The organism is Promicromonospora umidemergens (genome assembly GCF_024171995.1).
Lineage (GTDB): Bacteria > Actinomycetota > Actinomycetes > Actinomycetales > Cellulomonadaceae > Promicromonospora > Promicromonospora umidemergens.
The window spans coordinates 80,900-105,266 of the sequence record NZ_JAMTCT010000020.1 but is presented as its reverse complement, the minus strand read 5'-3'; the positions used below and the strand labels follow the sequence as shown (position 1 = coordinate 105,266).

At 71.5% G+C, this 24,367-nt stretch carries 20 protein-coding genes; 6 read left to right on the top strand and 14 right to left on the bottom strand.

The features are described 5' to 3' along the window. Positions 1–11: 11 nt before the first annotated feature. Positions 12–2,273, bottom strand: a complete 2,262-nt coding sequence (locus APR04_RS24140) for a S9 family peptidase (RefSeq protein ID WP_253875287.1) — start codon at positions 2,271–2,273, stop codon at positions 12–14. A 92-nt stretch (positions 2,274–2,365) separates the two neighbouring features. Continuing rightward, positions 2,366–3,715, bottom strand: a complete 1,350-nt coding sequence (locus tag APR04_RS24135) for an endonuclease/exonuclease/phosphatase family protein (protein ID WP_253875285.1) — start codon at positions 3,713–3,715, stop codon at positions 2,366–2,368. A gap of 284 nt (positions 3,716–3,999) precedes the next feature. On the opposite strand from APR04_RS24135, the gene APR04_RS24130 reads away from it, so the two are divergent. Continuing rightward, the gene (locus APR04_RS24130) at positions 4,000–4,557 is read left to right on the top strand and encodes a septum formation family protein (protein ID WP_253875283.1); all 558 of its coding nucleotides are present in this window, start codon (positions 4,000–4,002) and stop codon (positions 4,555–4,557) included. Here the strand turns inward: APR04_RS24130 and APR04_RS24125 are convergent. Further along, positions 4,538–5,755: an MFS transporter gene (locus APR04_RS24125; RefSeq protein WP_253875281.1), complete on the bottom strand. Its 1,218-nt coding sequence runs from the start codon at positions 5,753–5,755 to the stop codon at positions 4,538–4,540. The two genes, APR04_RS24130 and APR04_RS24125, sit on opposite strands and share 20 nt — an antisense overlap. A gap of 249 nt (positions 5,756–6,004) precedes the next feature. On the opposite strand from APR04_RS24125, the gene APR04_RS24120 reads away from it, so the two are divergent. Beyond that, positions 6,005–8,326, top strand: a complete 2,322-nt coding sequence (locus APR04_RS24120) for an immune inhibitor A domain-containing protein (RefSeq protein ID WP_253875279.1) — start codon at positions 6,005–6,007, stop codon at positions 8,324–8,326. Between the two features lie 92 nt (positions 8,327–8,418). Beyond that, positions 8,419–9,399 (top strand): Gfo/Idh/MocA family protein, encoded by a 981-nt coding sequence (locus tag APR04_RS24115; RefSeq protein ID WP_253875277.1) that lies wholly within the window; start codon positions 8,419–8,421, stop codon positions 9,397–9,399. A 105-nt stretch (positions 9,400–9,504) separates the two neighbouring features. On the opposite strand, the gene APR04_RS24110 is transcribed toward APR04_RS24115, so the two are convergent. The 4 genes from APR04_RS24110 to APR04_RS24095 form a co-directional block, all read right to left on the bottom strand. After that, positions 9,505–10,335 (bottom strand): amino acid ABC transporter ATP-binding protein, encoded by an 831-nt coding sequence (locus APR04_RS24110; RefSeq protein WP_253875275.1) that lies wholly within the window; start codon positions 10,333–10,335, stop codon positions 9,505–9,507. Next, a complete protein-coding gene (locus tag APR04_RS24105; RefSeq protein ID WP_253875273.1) occupies positions 10,322–10,981 on the bottom strand; it encodes an amino acid ABC transporter permease in 660 nt (219 codons plus the stop codon). The genes APR04_RS24110 and APR04_RS24105 overlap by 14 nt, the downstream gene beginning before the upstream one ends. Before the next feature lie 44 nt (positions 10,982–11,025). After that, positions 11,026–11,823: an amino acid ABC transporter substrate-binding protein gene (locus APR04_RS24100; protein WP_253875271.1), complete on the bottom strand. Its 798-nt coding sequence runs from the start codon at positions 11,821–11,823 to the stop codon at positions 11,026–11,028. A gap of 80 nt (positions 11,824–11,903) precedes the next feature. Next, positions 11,904–12,851 (bottom strand): AraC family transcriptional regulator, encoded by a 948-nt coding sequence (locus APR04_RS24095; protein ID WP_253875270.1) that lies wholly within the window; start codon positions 12,849–12,851, stop codon positions 11,904–11,906. 213 nt (positions 12,852–13,064) lie between these two features. Between APR04_RS24095 and APR04_RS24090 the strand changes: the two genes are divergently transcribed. Next, positions 13,065–13,862 carry a class I SAM-dependent methyltransferase gene (locus APR04_RS24090; RefSeq protein WP_301312927.1) on the top strand — a complete coding sequence of 266 codons (798 nt, stop codon included), beginning with the start codon at positions 13,065–13,067 and terminating at the stop codon, positions 13,860–13,862. A 17-nt stretch (positions 13,863–13,879) separates the two neighbouring features. Here the strand turns inward: APR04_RS24090 and APR04_RS24085 are convergent, their stop codons facing one another. After that, positions 13,880–17,368, bottom strand: coding sequence for a S41 family peptidase (locus tag APR04_RS24085; protein ID WP_253875268.1), 3,489 nt, complete (start codon positions 17,366–17,368; stop codon positions 13,880–13,882). Positions 17,369–17,400: 32 nt separating this feature from the next. Beyond that, positions 17,401–18,042: a hypothetical protein gene (locus tag APR04_RS24080; RefSeq protein ID WP_253875266.1), complete on the bottom strand. Its 642-nt coding sequence runs from the start codon at positions 18,040–18,042 to the stop codon at positions 17,401–17,403. Positions 18,043–18,231: 189 nt separating this feature from the next. Here APR04_RS24080 and APR04_RS24075 point away from each other — a divergent pair, with 189 nt between their 5' ends. Next, positions 18,232–18,888, top strand: a complete 657-nt coding sequence (locus tag APR04_RS24075; RefSeq protein WP_253875264.1) for a nucleoside/nucleotide kinase family protein — start codon at positions 18,232–18,234, stop codon at positions 18,886–18,888. A gap of 8 nt (positions 18,889–18,896) precedes the next feature. On the opposite strand, the gene APR04_RS24070 is transcribed toward APR04_RS24075, so the two are convergent. The 3 genes from APR04_RS24070 to APR04_RS24060 all read right to left on the bottom strand — a co-directional run bounded on the left by APR04_RS24070 (position 18,897) and on the right by APR04_RS24060 (position 21,237). Beyond that, a complete protein-coding gene (locus APR04_RS24070) occupies positions 18,897–19,649 on the bottom strand; it encodes a VOC family protein (RefSeq protein WP_253875262.1) in 753 nt (250 codons plus the stop codon). 107 nt (positions 19,650–19,756) lie between these two features. Continuing rightward, the gene (locus tag APR04_RS24065; RefSeq protein ID WP_253875260.1) at positions 19,757–20,824 is read right to left on the bottom strand and encodes an arsenate-mycothiol transferase ArsC; all 1,068 of its coding nucleotides are present in this window, start codon (positions 20,822–20,824) and stop codon (positions 19,757–19,759) included. Between the two features lie 47 nt (positions 20,825–20,871). Further along, positions 20,872–21,237 (bottom strand): ArsR/SmtB family transcription factor, encoded by a 366-nt coding sequence (locus APR04_RS24060; protein WP_253875258.1) that lies wholly within the window; start codon positions 21,235–21,237, stop codon positions 20,872–20,874. A 142-nt stretch (positions 21,238–21,379) separates the two neighbouring features. Here APR04_RS24060 and APR04_RS24055 point away from each other — a divergent pair, with 142 nt between their 5' ends. After that, positions 21,380–22,963: an FAD-dependent oxidoreductase gene (locus APR04_RS24055; protein WP_253875256.1), complete on the top strand. Its 1,584-nt coding sequence runs from the start codon at positions 21,380–21,382 to the stop codon at positions 22,961–22,963. Positions 22,964–23,095: 132 nt separating this feature from the next. Here the strand turns inward: APR04_RS24055 and APR04_RS24050 are convergent, their stop codons facing one another. Together APR04_RS24050 and APR04_RS24045 are read right to left on the bottom strand one after the other, a co-directional pair. After that, a complete protein-coding gene (locus tag APR04_RS24050) occupies positions 23,096–23,911 on the bottom strand; it encodes an aquaporin (protein ID WP_253875254.1) in 816 nt (271 codons plus the stop codon). After that, entirely contained in the window at positions 23,908–24,342 is a 435-nt protein-coding gene (locus APR04_RS24045) for an arsenate reductase ArsC (RefSeq protein WP_308292392.1), read from the bottom strand. Before APR04_RS24045 ends, APR04_RS24050 begins: the two co-directional genes overlap by 4 nt. Between the last annotated feature and the right edge of the window lie 25 nt (positions 24,343–24,367).

The following is a 24,367-nucleotide window of genomic DNA, read 5'->3' as shown; positions in this document are numbered from 1 at the left end:
CCGCTGACGGATCAGCGGTCGGCGAGGCTCAGGACATCCAGCACCCACGCGTGCTCGAACGCGATCTGCTCCCACGCGGAGTAGCGCCCCGAGACGCCGCCGTGCCCCGCCGACATCTCGATCTTCAGCATCGCGGGCGCGCCGGCGGCCTGCAGCCGGGCCACCCACTTCGCCGGCTCCACGTACAGCACGCGGGTGTCGTTGAAGCTGGTGGTGGCCAGGATCCGGGGGTAGTGCGAGGCGTCGTCCGCCACGTTCTCGTACGGCGTGTACGAGCGCATGTACGCGTACACCTCTGGATCGTGCAGCGGATCGCCCCACTCGTCCCACTCGGTGACGGTGAGGGGGAGCGTCGGGTCGAGCATCGACGTCAGCGCGTCCACGAACGGCACGCCGGCCAGCACGCCCGCGAACAGCTCGGGGGCCAGGTTGGTCGCGGCTCCGACGAGCAGCCCGCCGGCGCTGCCGCCGTCGGCCACCATGCGCTCGGACGACGTCCAGCCGCTGTCGACGAGGTGCCGGCCAGAGGCCACGAAGTCGGTGAAGGTATTGCGCTTGGCGCCCAGCTTGCCGTCGTCGTACCAGGCGCGGCCCATCTCGCCTCCGCCCCGCACGTGCGCGACGGCGAACACGACGCCGCGGTCCAGCAGGCTCAGGCGCGGCACCGAGAAGTAGGGGTCTATCGACATCTCGTAGGCGCCGTACCCGTACAGGAGGAGGGGCGCAGGCTCGGCGGGGACGTCGGAGCCGAACCGGACCTTGTCCTTGCGCCAGACCAGGGAGATCGGGATCCGCGTCCCGTCCTCGGCGACCGCCCACTCCCTGCGCTGGTCGTAGTCGGCGGGGTCGTAGCCGCCGAGCACCGGCTGCTGCTTGAGCAGGGTGCGCTCGCCGGAGGCGACGTCGTACAGGTAGAGCGACTGCGGTGTCACGAACGACGTGTAACCGGCCTTGAGGTTGGGCTGCTCCCACACGCCCACGCCCGCGCCGACCGACTCCAGCGGCTGACCGAACGAGATCTCCTGGAAGTCCCAGTCCCGCTGGTCGAGGCGTGCCTCCAGCGACAGCACCGCCGAGCGGGAGATCGCCTCTCGGCGGTAGTAGAGCACGAGGTAGCGCTCGCTCGCGCTCACGCCTTCCAGGCGCACGTCCGGTGCGTGCGGCACGACGACGGTCGCCGCCTCCGGGGTGACCGTCTCGCCGGGTGCGGGCACCGGTGAGCAGACCAGCTCGAAGTTCAGGGCGTCCTTGTTGTGCAGGACCAGGAGCACGTCGCGGGTCGCGGGCGCCGCGTCCTGGGTCTCGACGGGCTCGACGAGCGACGGCGGCTCGGACAGCGAAGGTGGCTCGACCAGCGAGGCAGGCAGCACGGCGTGCTCCACCGAGTACTCGACGCCCTCGCGGCGCGGCCACACGATCCGGAACTCACCCGTCGGGTCGTCGGACTCCAGCAGCCACGACTCGCTGGTCACCTTGGAGCCGAGCTCGATCTGCAGGTACTTCTTCGACCGTGACAGCCCGACGCCGACCCAGTACCGCTCGTCGGGCTCCTCGAACACGAGCACGTCGTCGGACGCGGGCGTGCCGAGCCTGTGCCGCCAGACCCGCCACGGGCGCCAGGCCTCGTCGACGGTGAGGTAGAAGATGTGCTCGCCGTCGGGGGCGAACAGTCCGCCGGGTGCGGTGTCCCGCACCTCGTCCGGGAGATCCTCGCCCGTCGCCAGGTCGCGAACGCGCAGCGTGTAGCGCTCGTCACCGGCTGTGTCGGACGCGTGGAGCAGCCGGGAACCGTCGTCGGACACGTCGAGCGAGCCGAGTGCGAAGAAGTCGTGGCCGGCGGCCGCGACGTTCTGGTCCAGCAGCACCTGCTCGCCCGGCACCGGCTCGCCGGGCTCGAGCAAGCGGGGCGTCCAGTCGTCGGGCCCGGCGGCGGGGTAGCGCGCGTGGATCGCGTACTGCTGGCCCTCGACCGTGCGGGCGTAGTACCACCAGTCGCCGTCGCGGGAGGGGACCGAGAGGTCGGTCTCGAGGGTGCGGCCCTTGATCTCGTCGAACAGGGTCTGCCGCAGCGGCGCCAGATGCTCCTGGCGGGCCAGGGCCCACGCGTTCTGCGCCTCCAGGTGTGCGACGACCTCGGGGTCGTCCTTGCGGCGCAGCCACTCGTAGTGGTCCGTGACGGTGTCGCCGTGGAACGTTCGCTCGCTCGGGCGGCGCGCCGTGGAGGGGGGTGTGGTGGCGGGGTCGATCTCGGCGGGGGTCAGGGCGTCGGACACCGCGTCAGCCTATCCGCGCAAAGCATCGTCGGGTGCGGGATTCTCGCCCTCCAGACGGAACCGGACGGGCGAAGATCCCGCACCCGACGATCTCAGGGCTTCAGGTCGGTCCAGACCAGGCGGTGGTCGCTGCTCGGGAACGGGTAGGCGCCCGTGAGCCGGGACAGCGGGTCGGCGGCGACCGGCCAGAAGACGCCGGCGTCCCGGACCCGCAGGTCACGCGACGGCAGCACGTAGTCGACGCGCAGGTTGCCCGGTGCCGTGTCGGCGAAGTCGGCGGTGTCCAGCGCCGGGTCGCCCAGGTGGTCGAGGTTCGCCCCGGCCTGGAGCCCGGCAGCCTCGGGAGCGCCCGCCGACGTCGCCTGCGGGTCGGCGATCCACGGGTGGTGCAGCAGCTGGTCGATCGCCGCGGCCCCAGAATCGCCGGTGACGGAGTCGCCGTCGAGGGGGTCGGCGTTGTAGTCGCCCACGATCACGAACGACGAGCCGGGCCGCAGCCCGCCGCGCCGGCCCGCGTCGTCGTACTGGTAGCCGGCGGCGCGGCCACCGCGCACGTAGTCGGCCCAGAACCGGATCTCGTCATGGTTGCGCAGCCCGTTGCGGTCCTCGGTCCCGTCGAACGACGGCGGGGTCGGGTGTGCCGCCAGGACGTGCACCGTGTCGCGCCCGACGCGCACGGGGACGTCCCAGTGCGACTTGCTCGACAGAGGCAGGGCCGCCAGCTCCTCGGCCGAGTACCAGTCGGCCGGCGCGTCGGTGGCGGGGTCGTCGGGCAGCAGCGCGCCCGGCATGTCCTGCCACCTGAAGTCCTGGAACGTGCGCACCCGGTCGTGCTGGATCGGGTACTTCGACAGCACCACCATGCCGTACTGCCCCGGGAACAGGCCGAAACCGAGGGCGTCGTCGCCCCCGCCCACCGTCCCGTCGTTGTTCAGGTCGAACCCGCTCGGGACCCCCGTGTTCACCGGTGCCACGAAGGCGTACGGGTACTCCACCGGATCGCCGGTGCCCTGCGGCACCTCGAGGTAGTTCTCCCGGAACAGGTCCGCGGCGGCGTATGCGTCGGCGTCACCGGAGTAGTCGAACTCGTTCAGCAGCACGACGTCGGGGTTGGCGTGCTGGATGACCTCGGCGACCGTCGCCGCCTGGGCGTCGCCACCCGTGGACAGGTCGTCGACGAGCTCGCCCTCCTCCGCGCGGTTGAGCGACAGGTTGTAGGTGGCAGCGCGCAGGGTCTTGTGGCCGGTGCCGCGCCGGCCGCCGTCGGACGAGGTGCCCGCCGAGAGCGTGTCCGCCGACGACGTCGGGGCTGTGCCTGCCGACGTCGCGCCTGCCGACATCGTGCCTGCCGAGGCCGTGCCTGCCGAGGCGACGAGCGCCCCGGCCAGCAGGGCCGCTGCCGCGGCTGCGCCGGTCAGGCGCGCGGGGGTGCTGGCTCGCATGACTGCTCCTTCTTTGCCGGCGCCGTGGGTGTCACCGGCTCCGTGCGGGTGGTGTGGTGCGCGGTGGTCCGCAGCAGTCACGGTAGAGCGGAGTCGGTTCGCCGGGGTGAACGGCGCATGAACAGCCCCGGCGGCGAGCGGCACCAGCTGCCTGCCGGGTGGGTCGTGACCGAATAGTTGCACGTCAGAGCCTGGCGAGGGCCGTTGTGACGGTAGTTTTCGGGGCGGCCGTCCTGGCCGTGACGTCGGCGTCCGTCGTCGCGCAGATCTCTGAGGAAGAGTCGATGAACCGCACTTTCCGTTCCCTCCGCAACGCCCGGCTGCTCGCGACCGCCGCAGCGATGACCGTCTCGCTGACGATGCTCACCGGCTGCGGCGCGGCTCTTGACGAGATCCTGTCGGGCGGCGAGCCCCCGCGTGACGAGCCGGGCGGCGAGATCACCGCCTCGGCCGAGGCGGACGCCTTCGAGATCCTGAAGGGCGACTGCATCGACCTGGGAGCCCTCGCCGGCTACGACGACCACGCGGCGGGCGAGGAGTACGAGGTCGAGTCCGTTCCGGTGGTGCCCTGCGCCGAGCCGCACACCGGCGAGGTCTATGCCGAGCTGGTCATGGAGGGCGACAGGTTCCCGGGCGAGAAGGGCATGGCCAAGACGTTCGACGACTGGTGCTACGCCGAGTTCGAGAAGTTCGTCGGCATCTCCTACGACGAGTCGGTGTACGGCTACACCGGCTTCTACCCGACGAAGGACACCTGGGAGATGCTGGACGACCGCACCCTGCAGTGCATCGTCAGCTCCGAGGAGCCCGTCAAGGGCACGCTCAAGGACGCGCTGAAGTAGCGCCCCGCGCCGTCGCCCGCAGGTCGATCGCGAGCACTGCCAGCGCGGCCAGCACGAACGCTGCCCCGACCAGGGGCACAAGGCCGACGCCGACCGTGGCCACCACCAGTGCCCCGAGCGCCGACCCGCCGCCGATCCCGACGTTGAACACCGAGCTCGATATCGCGGTCGCCGACTCGGTGGCGCCGGGGGCTACCTGCATGGACAGGAACGACAGGGCGGGTGGGATCGCGCTGAACGCGAGCCCGAACAGGGCCAGCCCGACCAGCGCGAGGGCCGGGATGTGCCCGAGCCCCCAGAGCAGGAGCAGCGCGCCGGTCAGCAGGCCGAGCGCCACGAGCACCGTCTGCCACGGCCGCTTGTCGAGCACCTGGCCGATCAGCAGGGTGCCCGTCAGGCCGGCGGCGCCCTGGCCAAGCAGCAGGGCGCTGAGATACCGGTCGGGGAAGCCCGCCGTCTCCAGCAGGAACTGGGTGACGAACGTGATCATCATGAAGCCGCCGGTCACGAGCAGGACCGTGACGGCCATGAGCACCAGGAAGTGGCGCATGCTTGGATGCGTGCCGACGGCCGTGCCGCTCAGCTCGGCGTCGACGTTCGGCATGGCGATCGCCATCGTGATGCACGCGAGGAGGCTCACCACGGAGAACGCCAGGAAGGCGGTGCGCCAGCTCGACTGCTGCCCCACCCAGGTGCCGAGCGGCACGCCGAGCAGCGGCGCGAGCGAGTTGCCGATGGCGAGCCGCGCGATCATCTTGCCCCGGACGGCGGGGGCGAACAGGCTGGCGGCGGCCGGAGTGACGACCGACCAGAACAGCGCCTGCCCCAGCGCCGTGACCATGCGTGCGGCCATCAGGTCCGCGTAGCCGACGGCGACCGCCGACCAGAGCGTTCCGACGGCGCACACCGCGGTGGTCGCAGCCAGCACGTAGCGCCGCGGGAACCGGCGCGTGAGGCGCGAGAGCGGCCACGACGTGAGGACGACGACGGCGGCGTAGGCGGTGACCAGCAGACCGATCTCGGACGTGGTGCGGTCCAGGTCGGGGGCGATGAGGGTGAGCAGACCGCCCGGCAGGTTCTCCGCGGTGACAAAGGTGAACGCGCTCACGGAAAGGGCGAGGAGCGCGACGATCGCGCGGCGCTGGTCCACCGGTGGCGCGGCGAAGCTCGCTGCGGTGGTGCTCGTGCTCACGTTCATGCTGTTCTCCGGCGGGTCGGCAGGCTGTCACCCGGACGACGAACGGCCGGCGGGTACGACGAACGTACGTGGCCTCGAATCGATTCTATCGCGCCGTGTCCGCTATACGTCATGACCTTGATATGTGTCGTAGGCAACATTGTCGTAATATTTCCCTGCTTTCCTCCTCCAGGGACATTGGTGTCCCGGTAGGTCCGGTGACCCGAATCACCTCCTCGTCCCGGACGTCGCACTCTTCACGGAGGAAAGATGAACCGACGTATCTGTGCCGTCGGCGCGGGAGCCGCTCTGCTGCTCTCCACCGCCGTAGTGCCGATCACCGCCTCGGCAGCACCCCATGCCGAGGAAGCACCGCCACAGGCGGCGCCGGCCAAGGAGGACAACCGTCCCGACGCCCTCGCCGAGAAGCAGATCGCGAAGCGGCAGACCGCTGTCGACATGGTCGCGACCGGAGAGGCCAAGGTCGAGACCCGCGGCAAGGGGTCCCGCGCCTCGAAGGTCGTGGAGATCTCCCCGCGTGAGTACGTGCAGTACGGCGTCGAGGAGACGGCGCAGCTGTTCAGCATCCTCGTCGAGTTCGGCGACGGCGACGGTGGTGCCAACACCGACGCCCCTGCCGGCCCGCTGCACAACGAGATCCCTGAGCCGGCCGAGGACGACAGCTCTACCTACTGGGAGCCCGACTTCTCGCGCGAGCACTACAAGGAGATGTTCTTCACCGGCCTGGAGGACCAGAACGGGGAGTCGTTCGCCGGTGTGTACGACGAGATGTCGTCGGGCCGGTTCGACCTGCAGGGCGACGTGTCCGACTGGGTCTCCGTGCCGCACCGGGAAGCCTATTACGGCGATGGCGACGGTGACGGTGACGGCGTTCTCGACGGTGCGGAGACCGGCGCCGGTATGACGGCGTACATCCAGGACGCCGCGAACGCCTGGTACGAGCAGCAGGTCGCGGCGGGCAAGAGCGCCGAGGAGATCGACGCGTACCTGAAGTCGTTCGACGTCTGGGACCGCTACGACATGGACGGCGACGGCATCACGTCCGAGGCCGACGGCTACATCGACCACTTCCAGGCGATCCACGCCGGCGAGGGCGAGGAGGCCGGTGCGCCGCCGTGGGCCATCTGGTCGCACCGCTGGTCGGTCAACCAGGGCGGTCTCGGGTCTGACGGCCCGGCCGATTTCCCGAAGCTCGGTGGCATCGAGATCGGTGACTCCGACCTCTGGATCCGTGACTACACGACGGAGCCGGAGAACGGTGGCCTCGGCGTCTTCGCGCACGAGTTCGGGCACGACCTCGGTCTGCCGGACTACTACGACACCAACGGTGGCGAGAACGGCACCGGTTTCTGGAACCTCATGAGCTCTGGCTCGTGGCTCGGCCACGGTGACGGCACCATCGGCACCACGCCGAACCACATGGGCGCCACCGAGAAGCTCTTCCTCGGCTGGCTCGACTACGAGACGGTGGAGCCCGGTGCTACCGAGAAGGTGGACCTTGGCCCCTCGTTCCACGCCACCACGCGCACACAGGCCGCAATCGTGAACCTGCCGGACGGTACGGAGACAGTCCCGGTCGTCGACCCGTTCGACGGCGAGTACGTGTACTCGGACTCGGCCAACGGCTTGAACAACACAGTCACATCGCCGTCGTTCGTGGTCCCGGCCGGTGCGTCGCTCGCGGCGAAGGCGAACTACCAGATCGAGGTCGGCTACGACTACGCGTACGCCGAGGTCTCGACCGACGGCGGTTCGTCGTGGACGGCGCTCGAGACCAACCTCTCCTCCGCGGCGAGCGACACCAACCCGGGTGGCGGTATCGACGGCTCGTCCGGCGGCGCCTGGGTCGACCTCACCGCCGACCTCTCGGAGTACGCGGGTCGGGACGCACAGCTGCGGTTCCGTTACCAGTCCGATGGTGGAGTGAACGAGCTGGGGATCAGCGTCGACGCCGTCACCGTCGGTGACGCCCCGGTCGCCGACATCACCGAGTGGGCCACCGACGGCTTCGTGGTCGTGGGCGCCGAGGGTTCCTACGAGAAGGTGAAGCAGCACTACTACGTGGCGGAGAACCGCGTGTACGGCGGGTACGACGCGACGCTGAAGTCCGGCCCGTACAACTTCGGCTGGGCCTTCAGCAACAGCAACCGGGTGGAGCACTTCCCCTACCAGGACGGCCTGCTGGTCTGGTACGTGAACAGCCTCTACGGCGACAACAACACGTCGCAGCACGCGGGCCGCGGCCAGGCCCTGCCGGTCGACGCACGTCCCGAGGCGCTGACCTGGTCGGACGGTTCGATCGCCCGCAACCGGATCCAGGCGTTCGACTCGACGTTCGGCCTCCAGAAGACCGACAAGATCTCGCTGCACCGTGAGGTGTCGGAGACCGAGATGACGCGGCTGTTCGAGCACAAGCAGCGGCCCGTCCGGACCTTCGACGACAGCGACCCGGAGCGCTACTACGACCCGGCCAACCCCGGCCACTCCGTGAAGGTCGGCGGCACCGGCACCACCATCAAGGTGCTGTCGCAGGACACGCGCAGGGGCCAGATGACCATCCAGGTCAACTGAGCGGTTCCTCGCACCAGCGACGGGTCAGGCGCTCAGGTCACCTCGGTGACCTGGGCGCCTGACCCGTTCGGGCTGGTACTACGCTCGGGCGCATGACACACCTGCGATGGGGAATCCTGGGGGCCGGCGGGATCGCCTCGGCCTTCACATCAGACCTGAACGACAACGGCTTCACCGTGCAGGCGGTGGGGTCACGATCGCTGGAGAAGGCGCAGGAGTTCTCGCAGCGCTTCGGCATCCGGACGGCGCACGGCTCGTACGAGAACCTCGTGGACGACCCCGAGGTCGACATCGTCTACGTGGCCACGCCGCACCCGATGCACCTCGCGGCCGCGAAGCTGGTGCTGGAGGCCGGCAAGCACGTGCTGGTCGAGAAGCCGTTCACGCTCAACGCCGCCGAGGCACGCGAGATCGCGGAGCTGGCCGAGCAGAAGGGCCTCGTGGCGCTGGAGGCCATGTGGACCAGATTCCTGCCGCACATGGCGCGCGTGCGCGAGATCATCGCCTCGGGTGCGCTCGGCGAGGTGCGGACCCTGATGGTGGACCACACCCAGGACCTGCCCGACGACCCCGCCCACCGCATCAACGACCTGGCCCTCGGCGGCGGCGCCCTGCTCGACCTGGGCATCTACCCGGTCTCGTTCGCCTGGGACGTGTTCGGCGAGCCGCTCACGGTGCAGTCGCACGCGACGTTCAAGGAGACGGGTGCGGACGCGACCATCGCGACCATCTTCGGGTACGACGGTGCCCGCGTCGCCACCACGGTCTCGGCGTCGGACACGAAGGGCCCCAACCGGGCATCGATCCTTGGCACCGAGGGCCGCATCGAGATCGACGCGGTCTGGTATAACCCGGCGACGGTCCACGTGTACGACGCCGCCGGCACCGAGACCGAGACCTTCACGACCGAGGTGACGGGCCGCGGCATGCATTTCCAGGCCGCCGAGGCGGAGCGCATGGTCGCGGCCGGCGAGCTGGACAGCCCGCTGCTCTCGCGCGCGGAGACGGTCGCGATCATGGCCACGCTGGACGAGATCCGCGCCCAGATCGGCCTGACCTACCCGGGGGAGTAGCGCCTCCGGCTTCTCCACCCTTTCGAAGCCTAAGCTTCTCCGCTTTGAGACGGCTCAAAGCGGAGAAGCCTAGGCCTCGAAAGTGAGCGGGCTCCCGGACTCGGCCTAGTCCAGGGGGTGGAGGATGCGGTCGAGGAAGCGGCGGGTGCGGTCCTCCGCCGGGTTAGAGAAGATCTGCGCGGGAGCGCCGCGCTCGACCACGACACCGCCGTCGAGGAACAGCACCTCGTCCGCGACCTGGCGCGCGAACTGCAGCTCGTGCGTCACCACGACCATGGTCCAGCCCTCGTCCGCGAGCTCCTTCATCACGGTCAGCACCTCGCCGACGAGCTCGGGGTCGAGGGCCGACGTCGGCTCGTCGAACAGCAGGAGGTCCGGCTCGAGCGCGAGGGCGCGCACGATGCCGACGCGCTGCTGCTGGCCGCCGGACAGCTCGTGCGGGTAGGCGTCGCGCTTGTCGGAGAGGCCGACGCGGGCCAGGAGCTCCTCGGCGCGCCCGATCGCCGTCGCGCGCGGGATCCGCTGGACCTGGCAGGGGCCCTCGATCACGTTCTCCAGCACCGTGCGGTGCGGGAACAGGTTGTGGTGCTGGAACACCATCGCCGACCGATCGCGCAGGGCCGCACGTTCCACCTTCGCCCGGCGTGCTCCGGCGCGCCGGGCGGCCCAGCCGCCGGCTCTGGCGGCGGCCTGGGCGCCGAAGTCGACCGCTGGGCCGCCGTCGAGCTCGACCAGCCCGGCGTCGGGCGTCTCCAGCCCGTTGAGCGAGCGGAGCACCGTCGTCTTGCCGCTGCCGGACGCGCCGATCAGCGCGACCACCTCACCGCGCCGGACCTGCACGTCCACGCCACGCAGCACATGGTTGCTGCCGAACGACTTCTCGATGCCGCGGGCGGTCAGCAGGATGTCGGACCCGAAGTCCTCAGTGCGCGACATACCGGTCCAGCCTCTTCTCGATCACGTTCTGGCCGGTGGCGAGCACCGTGCAGAACAGCCAGTAGATCAGGGCCGCCTCGGTGTAGATCACCATGAACTCGTTGGAGAACGCGGCGATCTCCTGCGCCTTGCGGAACATCTCGGTCACCAGGATGACCGTGGCCAGCGACGTGTCCTTGACCAGCGAGATGAACGTGTTCGACAGCGGCGGCACCGACACCCGTGCGGCCTGCGGCAGGATGATCCGGCCGAGCGTCCGGATCGGCGACATGCCGACCGTCCAGCCCGCCTCCCACTGCCCCTTGGGCACGGACAGGATCGCCGCGCGGATCACCTCGGCCGCGTAGCCACCGACGTTCATGGAGAACGCGATGATCGCGCTCGGCCACGGCTCGAGCCGGATCCCGAGCTCCGGCAGGCCGTAGAAGATGATGAAGAGCTGCACCAGCAGCGGCGTGCCGCGGATCAGCGAGATGTACGCGCGGCCGACCCACGACAGCACCGGGTTCGGGGACAACCGCAGCAGCGCCACGACGAGCGCGAGCACCAGCCCGATCGCGAACGACACGAGCGCGAGCGGGATGGTGCCGATGAGGCCGCCCTTCAGGAGCGGCCAGAACGAGTCGGCGACGAGCTGCCAGTCCATGTATCCCTCTCCCCGCGATCAGCGGAGAAGTGTCATGCGCGGGCTCACTCCGAGACGTCCTCGCCGAAGTACTTCTCACCCAGCTCGGCGAGGGTACCGTCCGTACGCAGGTCCTCCAGGGCGCCGTCGATGGCCTCGGTGAGGGCCTCGCGCTCCGGTGTCACGACGAACGCCGACTGCGACTCCTCCTCGGTCTCCGCGGCGACCTTGATGGCCGAGGCGTCCTCGGTGTTCGCGTAGTCGAGGTAGGTCAGGCTGTCGTTGATCGTCGCGTCGACGCGGCCCTGCTCCAGGAGGGCGACGGCCTGTGCCCAGCCCTCGACGGCCTCGACCGTTGCGCCGCTCTCCGTGGCCAGCTCGTTCCAGTTGCTCGTGAGCGACTGGGCAGTGGTCTTGCCGTCGAGGTCGGGGAAGCTCTTGATCTCGTTGTTGTCCGCGGCCACGACGAGCACGCCGGTCGACACCGTGTACGGCGTCGAGAAGACATAGTCCGCCTCACGCTCAGGGGTGAGCGTCACCTGGTTCGCGATCGTGTCGAAGCGCCCGGCGTCCAGACCGGCGAAGATCGCGTCCCACTGCGTCTCCTGGAACTCGATCTCGACGCCCAGGTTCTCGGCGACGGCCTCGGCGACCTCGACGTCGTAGCCCACCAGCTCGCCCGACCCGTCGTGGTAGCTGAACGGCCGGTAGGTGCCCTCCGTGGCGACGGTCAGCGTGTCGCCGGACACCAGGCCGAGCTCCTCGCCGGCGCCTCCGGGCTCACCGGAGCTGCCGCAGCCGGTCAGGGCCAGGAGGGCAGCCGAGGCTGCGGCGGCCGTGAGGAGGGCGCGGTTGCGAGACATGGTGGGGGCTCCTGTCGATGAGTGACACACATCGACATTGCCGATGCGCGCCCCAAAACTAACTGATGTACGAGGTGAACTCACACCCGCTCGCTCCGGCGCCAGCGGTCGGGTGTGACACCGTACCGGTCCTTGAACCGCCGGACCAGGTAGGTCGCGTCGCGCAGGCCGGTCCTGGCGGCCACGACGCCGAGCGGCAGATCGGTGTCGCGGAGCATCCGCCGCACCTCCGTCATCCGGCGCTCGGTGATCCATTCGAGCAGCGTGCGGCCCGTGCGCTCGCGGACCACCGTGGTCAGATAGCCGGCCGTGTAGCCCAGCGCCCTGGCGACGTCGACCGCTGACACCGGTTCGCGGAACGTCGCCTCGATCTCGTCGAAGACGCGCGTCACCAGCGGGTCGGGCGGTGCGGGGGCCGACGGCGCCAGCCGCGCCGCCCCGATGAGGATCCGCGTCAGCAAGGCCGAGACCGCATCGCGTGCGCCCAGCCGGCCGGGCTCCGACAGCTCGTCGGAGAGCTCCGTCAGCCACGCCGACCAGCGCGGGCGCTCGGCGTCGGGGACCTTGGTGCTCGCCCCGGCAGGCAGCGTCGCCAGCGCGAACAGCGCCAGGAGCGGGTGGTGCCCCCAGGCGAGGGGAGACACCGAGGCGAGCGACGGGACGGCGTCGGGCGTGAAGGCCACGCTCCAGGCCCGGCAGTGGTGGAAGCCGGCGAGCGTCGCCGAGTCGATCGCCTGCCCGGGCGGGACGGCCAGCACGTCGCCGTCCCGCAGCGGCGTGTCCTGACCGTTCAGCACGACCGTGCCGCCTCCCTGCTCCACGTAGACGAGCACGAGGAAGTCGTGCACGTGCCGGTGGTCCAGGTGCGAGTGCTCGACATCGGAGTCGATCCGGGTGACCAGCACCGGTGGCATGCCCAGGCGGGTCGGATGCCCGTAGACGGGGGTGCCGTCCGGGCGGACGGTGCGCAGGCGCGCCTGCGCCCGCGGCCCGGCCGGGGCGTCGTCCGGGGGTCGTTCCGTCGTCATGGCCTGCCTCGCCGCACGCCCTCGACGCTACCCGCCGGCCGGGCAGGGGCGCGTAGCCCGCTGGTCCGCTGCTGCCGGGAGAGCCGAGGATCGTGCCATCGTCACCGAATTACATCCTGCCATCGAACCACAGGATGTCTGATGCTGGTAGGTAGCGAGACCTGCGCAGCGGGCCGCGAGACCACCCCGCATCACCGGACGGAAGGCGGACGGATGGACACGACCGTGCAGATCCTCGACCAGCGCACCCCCGAGGAACGTGACCGTGAGTTCCTGCCGGGGATGAACAGATCCTGGCTCCTCCCGATCTACGACCTGTACTCGCTCCTCGCCGGAGTGCGCGCCCTGCACGACCGGGTGGCGGCGCTCGCGGCGGTCGCCCCCGGCGAGTCGGTGCTCGACGTCGGCTGCGGCACCGCGAACCTGTCGCTCGCCGTGCTGCGTGCGCAGCCGGCCGCGATCACTACCGGCCTCGACCCCGACGGCAGTGCGCTGCGGACCGCTGCCCGCAAGGCATCCCGGCGCAGGGTCCCGCTCACGCTCGTCCAGGGCTTTGCCGACAGGCTCCCGGTCGGCGACGAGTCGGTCGACCACGTCGTGTCCGCACTCGCGCTGCACCACATGCCCGAGGAGGACCGGATCCGCTTCGGGCACGAGGCCTTCCGTGTGCTCCGTCCGGGCGGCCAGGTGACGATCGTGGACTTCGCGGACTCGGACGGGCACGGCAAGCGTGGGCATGGCGCGGGTGGTCATGCCGCGGGTGGGCATGGCGCTGGTGGGCACGGCGCGCGTGGGCACGGCGCGCGTGGCCAGCGTGGTCATGGCCTCCCCGGACAAGGTCATGCGGGCCATGACCGGTCCGCCGCGGTCGGCGACCCGCACACCGCCCCCAACCCGGACGGCAGCCTGGTGCACCTCCTCGCGGACGCCGGGTTCACCGACGCCCGCGAGGTGGAGCGTGTGGAGCACCGCTTCGGACCGCTCACCTTCGTGCAGGCCACGCGGGGCTGACGGGACCCCCGGTGCGGCTACTGCCGACGGCGCACCCTCGGCTCCGGGAGCGCCGGCGGCACTGCCGCGGGCCGCTCTGCGAGCCGCCGGAACGCCTCGGCCATGCCGGCCTCGAGCTGTGGGTCGACGTCGGAGAAGTAGTCCGCCGGCGTGTGCCGCACCTCGATGTCGGGGTCGACGCCGTGGTTCTCCACGTCGAAGCCCGTGCCGTCGAGCCAGAACGCGTACCGCGGCTGGGTGATCCCGGTGCCGTCCACGAGGCTGAAGCGGCCGTCGATACCGACCACGCCGCCCCACGTCCGCACCCCGACCACGGGGCCGACGCCGAGCGCCTGTGCTGCCGCGTTCACGATGTCGCCGTCTGACCCGGCGTACTCGTTGGTGACCAGCACCACCGGCCCACGCGGGGCGCGTTCCGGGTAGGTGCTTGGCCGGTCGTAGTGCCGGTTCAGCCCCCAGCCGACGACGCGTGCGGCGAGGCGCGCGATCACGAGCTGCGACGTGTGCCCGCCGCCGTTGAACCGCACGTCCACGAGGATGCCCTCGCAGTCGGTGGCGAGCCGCAGGTCGCGGTGCAGCTGCGCCCACCCGGTGCTCATCATGTCCGGGACGTGCACGTAGCCCAGCCGGCCGCCCGACTTCTCGGCGACGTACTCCCGGCGCGACCGCACCCAGTCCTGATAGCGCAGGTCGGACTCGCTCGCGAGCGGCACGACGACGACGCGGCGGTCCGTGCTGCCCGGCCCACCGTCCTCCGTCGTGCCAGCGGGGCGCCGCAGCGTGAGCTCGACGGGTATCTCGGCGGCGCCGACCAGGCTTGCCGCCGGACCGGCCACCGGGTGCACCGGCCGCCCGTCCACCGCGACGATCAGGTCGCCGGGCCGCGCATCGACTCCCGCTGCGCGCAGCGGCGACCGGGCTCCGGGGTCTGACGACTCGCTCGGCAGCACCCGCTCGATCCGCCAGCCGTCGGCGGTTCGGGCGAGGTCGGCGCCGAGCAGGCCGAGCCTGCGGGACGTGTCGCCCGGTGCGTCCGGCCCGCGGACGTACGCGTGCGACGTGTTGAGCTCGGCGACCGTCTCCCAGAGCACGTCCTCGAGATCGTCGTGGGTGGCCACCCGGTCGACCAGCGGACGCCAGCGCGCCACCACGCCGTCCCAGTCGACTCCGTTCATGTCCGCGCGCCAGTAGTGGTCGCGCATGATGCGGGCGTTCTCGTCGAACATCTGGTGCCACTGGACGCGTGGGTCCACCTCGTAGCGGATGCGGGACAGGTCGATGTCGAACGCGCTGGGGTCGTCGTCGCCCGGCTTGCTCGTCGCCGACTGGGTGCCGAGGCCGAAGCCGTACCGGATCACCACGCGCTCGCGATCGCCCGACACCGCATAGGTGTGCACCTTGTCAGCGATGTCCGTGGCCTTGCGTGCTTCGAACGACCAGAACTGCAGCACGTTGGATGCGGGGTCGGTCGCAGTGCCGGCGTGCCGTGAGCCGAGCACGCCTGCGTCGTCGGTCTCGTGCACCCAGAGCACACCGCCCTTGGCGGTGAGCAGGCGCCGGTACCGGCCTGACGTGACCGGGAACGGCACCACACGCTCCTCGGCGCCGTCGAAGTCGATGTCGGGCGAAGCGTCGTCGCGCTTCTGCTGCTTGTCGCCTGCCTCGGCGCTCGTCTCGCTCTCGGCCGTGCCGCTCGCGTCGTCGCCGGCCTTGCTGTCGTCCTTGCCGTGCGCCTTGTCGTCCGGCTTGTCGTCCGGCTTGCCCAGGCGCCAGCCGTCGGCGCTCGGGCCGAACGGCGCCGGCTCGGTCGCGGACAGCGGGATGAGCCACGGCCGGGTGGCGGCGCTGAACGACAGGGCGAACTCGTGGGAGTCGTAGGACGGGTCGAACGTGCGGTCCGACAGGAACACGAGGTACTTGCCGTCATCGCTGAACGCCGGTGAGAAGTCGTGGAACCGGCCGGACGTCAGCGCGGTCGCCGTCGGCTTCTCGGCCTGCAGGTCCGCCACGAGGATCTGGTGGTGTCCACCCTCGCTGCCCGTGGGGCTCGACCAGGCCAGGTACCGCCCGTCCGGGGAGAACGTCGGCGACTCCGCCTCTCCGTTCCCGGACCGGCCCAGCAGGGTGACGGTGCCCGGTGCGACTGCGCCGGCGGTGTTGTTCGTGCTCTCGCCGGTGCCGGTGTCGGTCGCGGCCCCGTCGGCAGGTAGGGCGACCAGGCTGATCCGGCCGTCGTGCGAGATGGCCGCCACCGCATCGCCCGCCGGGCTCGCGGCGAGGTGCAGCACGCGGCCCAGCTCGCCACCCGCGAGGCGCTGCGGCTCGGTGTCCGCGGTGCCGCTGTCGTCGGTGGCGCCGGGCAGAGCGTGGATCTCGAGCGCGTCCTCCCTGCTCTCGCCCTGCGGAGTGTCGCGCGGTGCGTCCGTCACGACGACGGCACGTCCCGTGTCGCCGAGCAGGACGGGCTCGCGCACGCGGACCGACGGGTCGGCGACGAGCGCCCGGGCCGGCCCCGCGCGGTGGGTCACCCAGTACGCGGTGCCGAGCCAGCCGACGACGCTCGCGTCGCCGGTCCTGTCGACGGCCAGGCCGTCGATACCGGCCGGGGTCGAGTCGGGGTCGGCCGAGTACGGCTGGGGCAGCGCGCCCGTGAGCGCGACGTCGATGCGGCGCGGGGTGCCGCCAAGGCTGTCGAGCAGCCAGAGGTCGCCGCGGCTGTGCCAGACGATGCGCGAGCCGTCGGAGGTCGCGTCGCGGACGTAGCCATCGGCCTCGGACTGGGTGGTGAGCTGCCGGGGCTCGGGGGCCTGGGATGCGGTCGCGAGGCCGTCGAGCACCCACAGGTTCGCCTGCTCGTCGGCGTGGTCAGGGAAGGTCGCCCCGCGGTCGGACGTGAACACCAGCGCGTCGCCGATCCAGAGCGGGTCGTAGATCCCGGCCTCGTCGTCGGGCAGGGGGCGCTGCCAGTCGCCCGTGCCACGGTCGAGCCAGAGCACCGAGGCCGTGCCACCGCGGTACCGCTTCCAGTACGCGGGGGTGCGGTAGCCCGCCGAGACGAGAGCCGTCGTGCGGGCACCTTCAGGTCCCTGGTGCTCGGCCACGCCCCAGGAGGTTCCGTAGCGCGGCGTCTCGACGGCGCCGTCGAGACCTACCGTGCGCACCACGGTCAGCGACCGCTCGTGCGCACCGCTGTTGGACGAGACGAGGACACGGTCGGCGTCCGCCCAGCCGAGCACCATGGTCGTGGTGCCGCCGAACCAGGTGAGACGCCGCGTCGCGCCGTCGGCCAGCTCGACCACGTAGGCCTCGGGATGGCCGTCCTTGTGCGACACGTAGGCGAGACGCGTGCCGTCGGGGGAGAAGCGGGGCGTGGTGGCTGGAGCGTGATCGTTGGTCAGGCGCCACGCGCGGCCGCCGGATACCGGGGCGAGCCAGACGTCGTCGTCGGCCACGAACGCAACCTGGTCGCCGTGGATGTGGGGGAACCGGAGATATGGCTGGGTCACCGGTTCAACGTACTCGCGCGGTCTGACACCCGTCATCGGAAATCGCTGAGAGCGGTGGATGACCTGGCAGCACGTGAAGGGCCCCACCGCAGGCGCCACCAGCTTCCTGGCTCGCGGACGTCCATGCGGTCCGCCGCGATCTCGTCGGGCTCCGGCCAGCACGGTGCGGCACCGTCGTGCCCGAGCCGGGTGGTCACCCAGGCCCAGAGCGCCGGATGCTGCCCGGCGCGAGCGTCGGCGTCGGCGGGGCCGCTCTCGAACCGCACGTAGACCGCGACGACGCTGATGCCCTCGTCCGGTGTCCCGTAGCCGCCGACCCACACGCGTGCCTTGATCTTCCGTGGTTCTCGGGTGATGGCGTGCGCGACCTGTTCGAGTGTCGGCCCACCGCAGAAGCTGCGCGCCAGGGCATGCGGCGGGAACGTCGTGCGGATCAGGTGCGCGTCGATCGGATCACCCAGCAGCGCGGCGAAGCTGCCGCCGTCGGCGAGGCCGGCCCAGGGCGCGAGGTTGTCCACTACCCGGTACGCGGGGGAGCGCAGCAGCCAGCCGGGTGCGTCTTCCCGAATGGTGGCGGCAGTGGCGGCAGTGGCGGCCTGGCGCTGGTCGCGTTCCCGACGGCGCGAGGCCAGGTTGATGACCGGTGCTCGCTGGCCTCTGGGCGTTCGTGGCATGTGTCCTGCTTCCGGACGGCGGGTGATCGTGGGGGCGCTCGTGCTCGTCACGATCCTGGACCGGCCGGAGGCAGCTGCGGGGCGGGCGATCTGCGACCTGTGGACGAAGGGCCAGAACGGGGCCCTGTGGTCGCGCTCGTTCGGTTGTGCTGCCGTCGAACCGGGCTCACGCCATAGAGTCGTTCCACGATGAGCACACGCATAGAACCGGTCAGCGCGGCGCTCCTCGTCGAGCGGGTCGCCGGGCTCGTCCTCGCCCGCGCGGAGCTTCTGACCGAGACGGCGACCGGAGCACGGCAGAACGGTGAGCCGGTGCGGCTGCTCGTCGACGGGCACCCGTCCACCTACCCCGAGCGGCTCGCCGACGCCCTCGTCGTACCGTTCGAAGCCGCCGGCCGGCCTGCGGCACGCGTGAGCGTCAGCGACTTCCTCCGCCCACGGTCCCTGCGGCTCGAACGCGGCCGCGAGGACCCGGACAGCCTGCTCGACGACTGGATCGACGTCGGATCGTTGAACCGCGAGGTGCTGACGCGCGTCGTCGACCGGCGGGAGTACCTACCTAGCCTGCGCGATCCCGACACCGACCGCGCCACGCGGGCCGGCTACCTGGACGCCGCGCCGGGCACCGTCGTCGTGCTCGACGGCACGCTCAGCATCGGCAGGGGACTCGCCGTCGACATCGCCGTGCACCTCGCGCTCAGACCGGCGACGATCCACCGCCGGACGCCGCCTGACGAGACGTGGGCCGTCCCCGCCTACGAGCAGTACGCCCGGGAGATCGAGGGCATGCCGGACCTGGTGGTCCGGGTCGACCACCCGGACCACCCGGCCCTCGAGCGCCCCTGAACCGGAGCTCAGCGCACCAGGCAGAAGGGATGGCCCGCCGGGTCCGCGAACACCCGGAAGTCGTCGCCCTGACCAGGCAGGCGCGTAGCGCCCTGCGCGAGGACCGCCGCCTCGCCGGCATCGAGGTCGGGCACCTCGATGTCCAGGTGGAGCTGCTGCGGGTACGCGGGATCCGGCCACCGCGGCGGGTTGTACCGCTCGACGGTCTGAAAGAGCAGCGGCCGGGAGCCGCCGAGCATGGCGACGCCGTCGGCGTCATAGGTCACCGGCTCACCCATCACGCCCGACCAGAACCGCGCGAGCGCTGACGCGTCAGCGCAGTCGAAGGTGGCGCCCATGACGCTGACGCCGTCCGCCTTCTCGTCGAGGCACACGTCGAAGGGGTGCCCGGCAGGGTCGGCGAGCGTGATCCACTGCTCCCCCTCCCGCAGCACGGTGGCCCCGAGCTCCACCGCCCGGGTGCTCGCCGCTGCCAGGTCCGGGACGTAGAGATCGAGGTGCGCCTGCTGCGGGTGCTCCTGCCCTGGCCACTGCGGCGGCACGAGGTCGGGCGCGAGCTGGAACGCGATACCCCACCGGTCGGGGGTCACGACGGTGATCCAGTCGTCGTCCCTCTTGGCCACGGTGCCGTCCGTCAGGGCCGTCCAGAAGTCCGCCTCGGCGGTGAGGTCAGGGACGTCGAGGACCACGGAGTGCACGGTGCCTACTCCGCCGGAGGCGGACCGTGCGGCTGCGGGGCCGACGGAAGATGGTTCGGTCATGGCTCAGCCCTTCATGAGGCGTGGAACGAAGAATGCGCGTAGTACCACCTTGCACCGAGCCACTGACACTCCCCACCGGACGGTTGCCGCCCGGTTATGCACAGCAGTTATCCACAACCCTGTGAATATCTTTGCCTGGTCCGGTGCGGCAGCCAGGCCGGGGAGCTCTCGGACGCTCCGGCCTCGACCAGGCTCGGCGGCTCCTCCGCGGCATCCAGCTCAGCGAGCAGGGCCCGCACCCGGGCGGTGATGTCGTCGACGATCCGCTCGACCTCCTCGATCGGGCGGCCCGCCGGGTCGTCGAGCGGCCAGTCGAGGTAGCGGCGCCCCGGGTAGACGGGACACGAGTCACCGCAGCCCATCGTCACGATCACGCCGGACGCGCGCACTATGTCGTCCGTGAGCTCGCGGGGGAACTCGATGAGCCCGTCGAGGCCACGGCGGGCCAGGACGGTCTCGGTCAGAGGGTCGGGTTCGGACACCGGCCTGGTACCCGCGGTGCGCACCCGGACGCGGTCGCCCGCGAGGCGTCGCGTGACCGCCGCGGCGATCTGGGAGCGGCCGGTGTTGTGGACGCAGACGAACAGCACGTCGCGCGCGGAGCCGTACGTCACCTCGGTCATCGCGGCGAGGCGGTCGGTCGCGAGCCAGGCGGTGAGAGCGGGCAGGTGCGCGTACGACCCGATCTGCTCGCTCAGCGACGAATAGCACTCGCGCACGAGGCGATCCACCGTGCCGGTGCCCGCGTTCGTGGCGAACCCGGCGGAGAGGGTCTCGGTCAGCCGGGCGAGCAGCGCCTCGTGGTCGCGCACGTCGAGCGGGGCTTCGCCCGGGTAGCGGGGCACCGCGAGGGCGGCCGAGCCGAACCGCGCGATGCCTCGCGACGACACCCGGTACAGCGGCGCGTCCGACGGGTGCTCGGCGAGCGGCCCGTCGGGCAGCCGCTCGTCCGCCGCAACCGGCCCGGCTGTGGCGACCAGGCCCACCGCGACCAGTGCCGCGAGGTCGTGTTCGACGTCCGTGACGTTCAGCGTGACGTTCAGCGCGGGGTGGCGCACCAGGCCCTTGGCGGTCGAGCCGCCTCCAGGATGCGTCAGCAGGCGGGCCAGCAGGCGTAACCGCTCAGGGTTCGCCATGGTGAGTCCTTGCGCGGAGCGCAGCTCGTCCGGTGTCATGGGTTCTCCTTGGCCGACGGCGGGGTGGCCGAGCGCCAGGAGCGAGGCTACCCCGCCGCTTCGCTGAGCAGCGCACCCAGCCGGTCGAGCGAGCCGGGCACGACCGAGTAGTAGGCCCACTTGCCGCGCTGCTCCCGAGTGAGGAGTCCGGCGTCGACCAGGATCTTCAGGTGGTGGCTCACGGTGGGCTGGCTCAGGCCGATGGGCTCGGTGAGTTCGCACACACAGGCCTCACCGCCGTCGTGCGCGGCGACGATCGAGAGCAGCCGAACCCGGGTGGGGTCGCCCAGCGCCTTGAAGGAGCGGGCGAGGTCGGCGGCGGCGGCCGGGTCGGCTGCCTCCCGCACGAGCGGGGCGCAGCAGGTGCCGGACGCCGGTGCGGCCGGTGCGAGCTCGAGTGCGGTTGTCGTCATGCGCCCATCTTGCCACGCATCGAAGTTTCTGGATATGTTCGGTCCCACACAACGCATCGAAGTTCTTCGATCCGATCTGGCCGCCGACGAGGACGACGGCGAAGATGAGCGGAGACGACAGCAGAGAATGGGGACGGGACACATGACGACAGCGCAGAACCTTCCGGTCGTAGTGATCGGCGCCGGGCCCGTGGGCCTCGCAGCCGCGGCACACCTCGCCGAGCGCGGGCTCGAACCCCTGGTCATCGAGGCAGGGGACGGCGCAGGCGCCGCCGTCGCGCAGTGGGGCCACGTGCGCCTCTTCTCGCCGTGGCGGTACGACGTCGACGCCGCAGCCCGCCGTCTGCTCACGTCCGCCGGAGCCGGGCGCACCGAGCCGTGGTCCGATCCCGAGCCGGACACGCTGCCAACGGGCACCGAGCTCGTCGAGCAGTACCTCGTGCCCCTCGCCGACGCGCTCGTGAACGGGGCGGGGGCGCAGATCCGGTACCGGACCCGCGTGCTCGCAGTGACCAAGGACGGAGCCGACCGCTCCCGCTCGCTGGGGCGCGAGCGCCTGCCGTACCTGGTCCGCCTGGCCACCGGTCCCGCGGACGGTTCCGGCGGGACCGGCACCGTCGAGGAGATCCGCGCGCAGGCGGTGATCGACGCCTCCGGGACCTATGGCCGGCCCAACCCGCTGGGGACGTCGGGCCTGCCGACGCTCGGCGAGCCCGAGTCGGCGCGGTTCCTCGCGGGCGCGCTGCCGGACGTGCTCGGCCGCGACCGCGACCGGTTCGCCGGGCGGCACACGCTGGTGGTCGGCATGGGGCACTCGGCGGCGAACACCCTGCTGAGCCTGGTCGAGCTCGCGGAGCAGGAGGCTGCACAGGGCGCCCCCGTGAGCCGGATCACCTGGGCCATCCGCGGTGGGTCGCCGCGCCGCCTGTACGGCGGTGGCACCGGTGACGACCTGCCGGCCCGCGGTCTGCTCGGCACCCGGCTGCGCGACGCGGTCGAGGCCGGCCGGATCGAGCTGCTCACCCGCGTGGCGATCGACCGGCTGGAGCCGTCGACCGACCCGGCGGGCGACACGGTGCGCGTCCTGGGGTCGGCCCGCCGCGACGGCGACGACGGTGCCCTCGACCTGACCGTGCACCACATCGCGGCCGCCACCGGGTTCCGCCCCGACCTGGCGATGCTGCGGGAGGTCCGCCTCGACCTGGACCCCGTGGTGGAGGCGCCACGGCGGATCGCGCCGCTCATCGACCCGAACCTCCACTCGTGCGGCACGGTCCCCGCGCACGGTGAGGCCGAGCTGACCCACCCCGACGCCGGGTTCTACCTGGTGGGCATGAAGTCCTACGGCAGGGCCCCGACGTTCCTCCTCGCCACCGGCTACGAGCAGGTCCGCTCGATCGCCGCGGCGCTCGCGGGTGACCGCGCGGCGGCCGACGCGGTCGAGCTGAACCTGCCGGAGACCGGCGTCTGCTCCTCGGACCTCGCGCTGGCCGCTGACGCGGACGGTCGGGTCTCCCCGGACGAGCTGGCGGCGTCCGGGGCCGGCTCCTGCTGCGCCGTCCCCGCTGCGCCCCAGCAGGTCTCGATCGGGGCTCCGCCCGCTAGGGCCAACCCGCTCGGTGGTGCGCCGGCCGACGCTGCGTCGGCCGCGTCGGCCGCGTCGGCCGCGTCAGCCGGGCCTGTCGGGTTCAGCACGGGAGTCATGCACGGCCGCTCCGGAGACTAGGCATCGACTGCAGACTTCGCCGGCGCCCCGGTCGGCGACTGCAGACTTGGTTGCGGTTTGCGGGCCTCTAACCGCAACCAGGTCTGCAGTCGGCGTTGGGGACCGCGACCAAGTCTGCAGTCGAGCGGGCCGTCAGTGCGCAGGCGTGCCGGGTCGCGCCACATCGCCGCCGGTGGTGCCAAGGCGTGCCGGGTACAGCACCGCGACCAGGCCGAGACCGACGGCTCCGCCGACCAGTTGCGCGAGCACGAACGGCAGCACCGAACCGGGGGCGATCCCGGCGAAGCTGTCACTGAGCACGCGGCCGACGGTGACCGCGGGGTTGGCGAACGACGTCGAGCTGGTGAACCAGTAGGCGGCGCCGATGTAGGCGCCCACCGCCGGGGCGATCAGCGTGTCGCGCCCGGCGCGCAGCAGACCGAAGATCACCAGGACCAGACCCGCCGTTGCGACCACCTCCGCGAGGAACGTCGCCCCGGACACCCTGTCGGTGGTCGCGATCGCCGTCGGCTCGGCGAACATCGCGTTGGCCAGCACGGCGCCGCCGATCCCGCCCGTCAGCTGCGCCGCGAGGTACGCGGCCACGTCGCCGAGCCGCGGCCCGGCCGGGTCGCGGCGCCCGAGGGCCCAGTCCACGAGCGTGACCACGGGGTTGAAGTGCGCACCGCTCAGGGGTCCGAGCACGGCGATCAGCACGGCGAGCCCGAGCGCCGTGGCTATCGAGTTCTCCAGCAGCTGCAGCCCGACGTCGTCGGGCGAAAGGTTCGCGGCAGCGATCCCGCTCCCGACCACCACGGCGACCAGCAGCCCCGTACCGAGCAGCTCGCCGAGCGCCCGACGCCACAGAGCCGCAGGCCAGGTCACCGCCACGGTCACCGCCGCACTCACCGCCGCGTCGACGACCGCGCTCTCCGGTGTATCCACCCGTGCGCTCACCGGAGCGCTCATGCCACCGGCTCGACGCCGAGCTCGGCGAGCAGGCCGCGCACCCGCCGCTCGATCTCGTCGCGGATCGGGCGGATCGCGTCGATGCCCTGACCCGCCGGGTCGTCGAGCTCCCAGTCCTGGTAGTTCTTGCCGGGATAGTACGGGCAGGCGTCGCCGCACCCCATGGTGATGACGGCGTCCGAGGCCTCGACCGCCTCTGGCCGCAGTACCTTGGGCCGCTCGTCGCGGATGTCGATGCCCACCTCGAGCATGGCCTCGACGGCGACGGGATTGATCTGCTCTGCGGGCATGGATCCGGCGGAGCGCACGTCGAAGGCGCCGTCGGACAGCGCTCGGAGAAAGCCGGCGGCCATCTGGGAGCGGCCAGCGTTGTGCACGCAGACGAACAGGGCGGACGGCTTGGTCGGCGTCGGGATCGGGGTCTCGGACACTAGGTCTCTCCAGCGGGGTTCGTGG

Excerpts from the sequence above, each read along its gene's own strand:
- APR04_RS24135 (WP_253875285.1), bottom strand. The coding sequence starts at position 3,715 with ATGCGAGCCAGCACCCCCGCGCGCCTGACCGGCGCAGCCGCGGCAGCG.
- APR04_RS24130 (WP_253875283.1), top strand. The coding sequence starts at position 4,000 with ATGAACCGCACTTTCCGTTCCCTCCGCAACGCCCGGCTGCTCGCGACC.
- APR04_RS24125 (WP_253875281.1), bottom strand. The coding sequence starts at position 5,755 with ATGAACGTGAGCACGAGCACCACCGCAGCGAGCTTCGCCGCGCCACCG.
- APR04_RS24120 (WP_253875279.1), top strand. The coding sequence starts at position 6,005 with ATGAACCGACGTATCTGTGCCGTCGGCGCGGGAGCCGCTCTGCTGCTC.
- APR04_RS24115 (WP_253875277.1), top strand. The coding sequence starts at position 8,419 with ATGACACACCTGCGATGGGGAATCCTGGGGGCCGGCGGGATCGCCTCG.
- APR04_RS24110 (WP_253875275.1), bottom strand. The coding sequence starts at position 10,335 with ATGTCGCGCACTGAGGACTTCGGGTCCGACATCCTGCTGACCGCCCGC.
- APR04_RS24105 (WP_253875273.1), bottom strand. The coding sequence starts at position 10,981 with ATGGACTGGCAGCTCGTCGCCGACTCGTTCTGGCCGCTCCTGAAGGGC.
- APR04_RS24100 (WP_253875271.1), bottom strand. The coding sequence starts at position 11,823 with ATGTCTCGCAACCGCGCCCTCCTCACGGCCGCCGCAGCCTCGGCTGCC.
- APR04_RS24095 (WP_253875270.1), bottom strand. The coding sequence starts at position 12,851 with ATGACGACGGAACGACCCCCGGACGACGCCCCGGCCGGGCCGCGGGCG.
- APR04_RS24090 (WP_301312927.1), top strand. The coding sequence starts at position 13,065 with ATGGACACGACCGTGCAGATCCTCGACCAGCGCACCCCCGAGGAACGT.
- APR04_RS24080 (WP_253875266.1), bottom strand. The coding sequence starts at position 18,042 with ATGCCACGAACGCCCAGAGGCCAGCGAGCACCGGTCATCAACCTGGCC.
- APR04_RS24075 (WP_253875264.1), top strand. The coding sequence starts at position 18,232 with ATGAGCACACGCATAGAACCGGTCAGCGCGGCGCTCCTCGTCGAGCGG.
- APR04_RS24070 (WP_253875262.1), bottom strand. The coding sequence starts at position 19,649 with ATGACCGAACCATCTTCCGTCGGCCCCGCAGCCGCACGGTCCGCCTCC.
- APR04_RS24065 (WP_253875260.1), bottom strand. The coding sequence starts at position 20,824 with ATGACACCGGACGAGCTGCGCTCCGCGCAAGGACTCACCATGGCGAAC.
- APR04_RS24060 (WP_253875258.1), bottom strand. The coding sequence starts at position 21,237 with ATGACGACAACCGCACTCGAGCTCGCACCGGCCGCACCGGCGTCCGGC.
- APR04_RS24055 (WP_253875256.1), top strand. The coding sequence starts at position 21,380 with ATGACGACAGCGCAGAACCTTCCGGTCGTAGTGATCGGCGCCGGGCCC.
- APR04_RS24050 (WP_253875254.1), bottom strand. The coding sequence starts at position 23,911 with ATGAGCGCTCCGGTGAGCGCACGGGTGGATACACCGGAGAGCGCGGTC.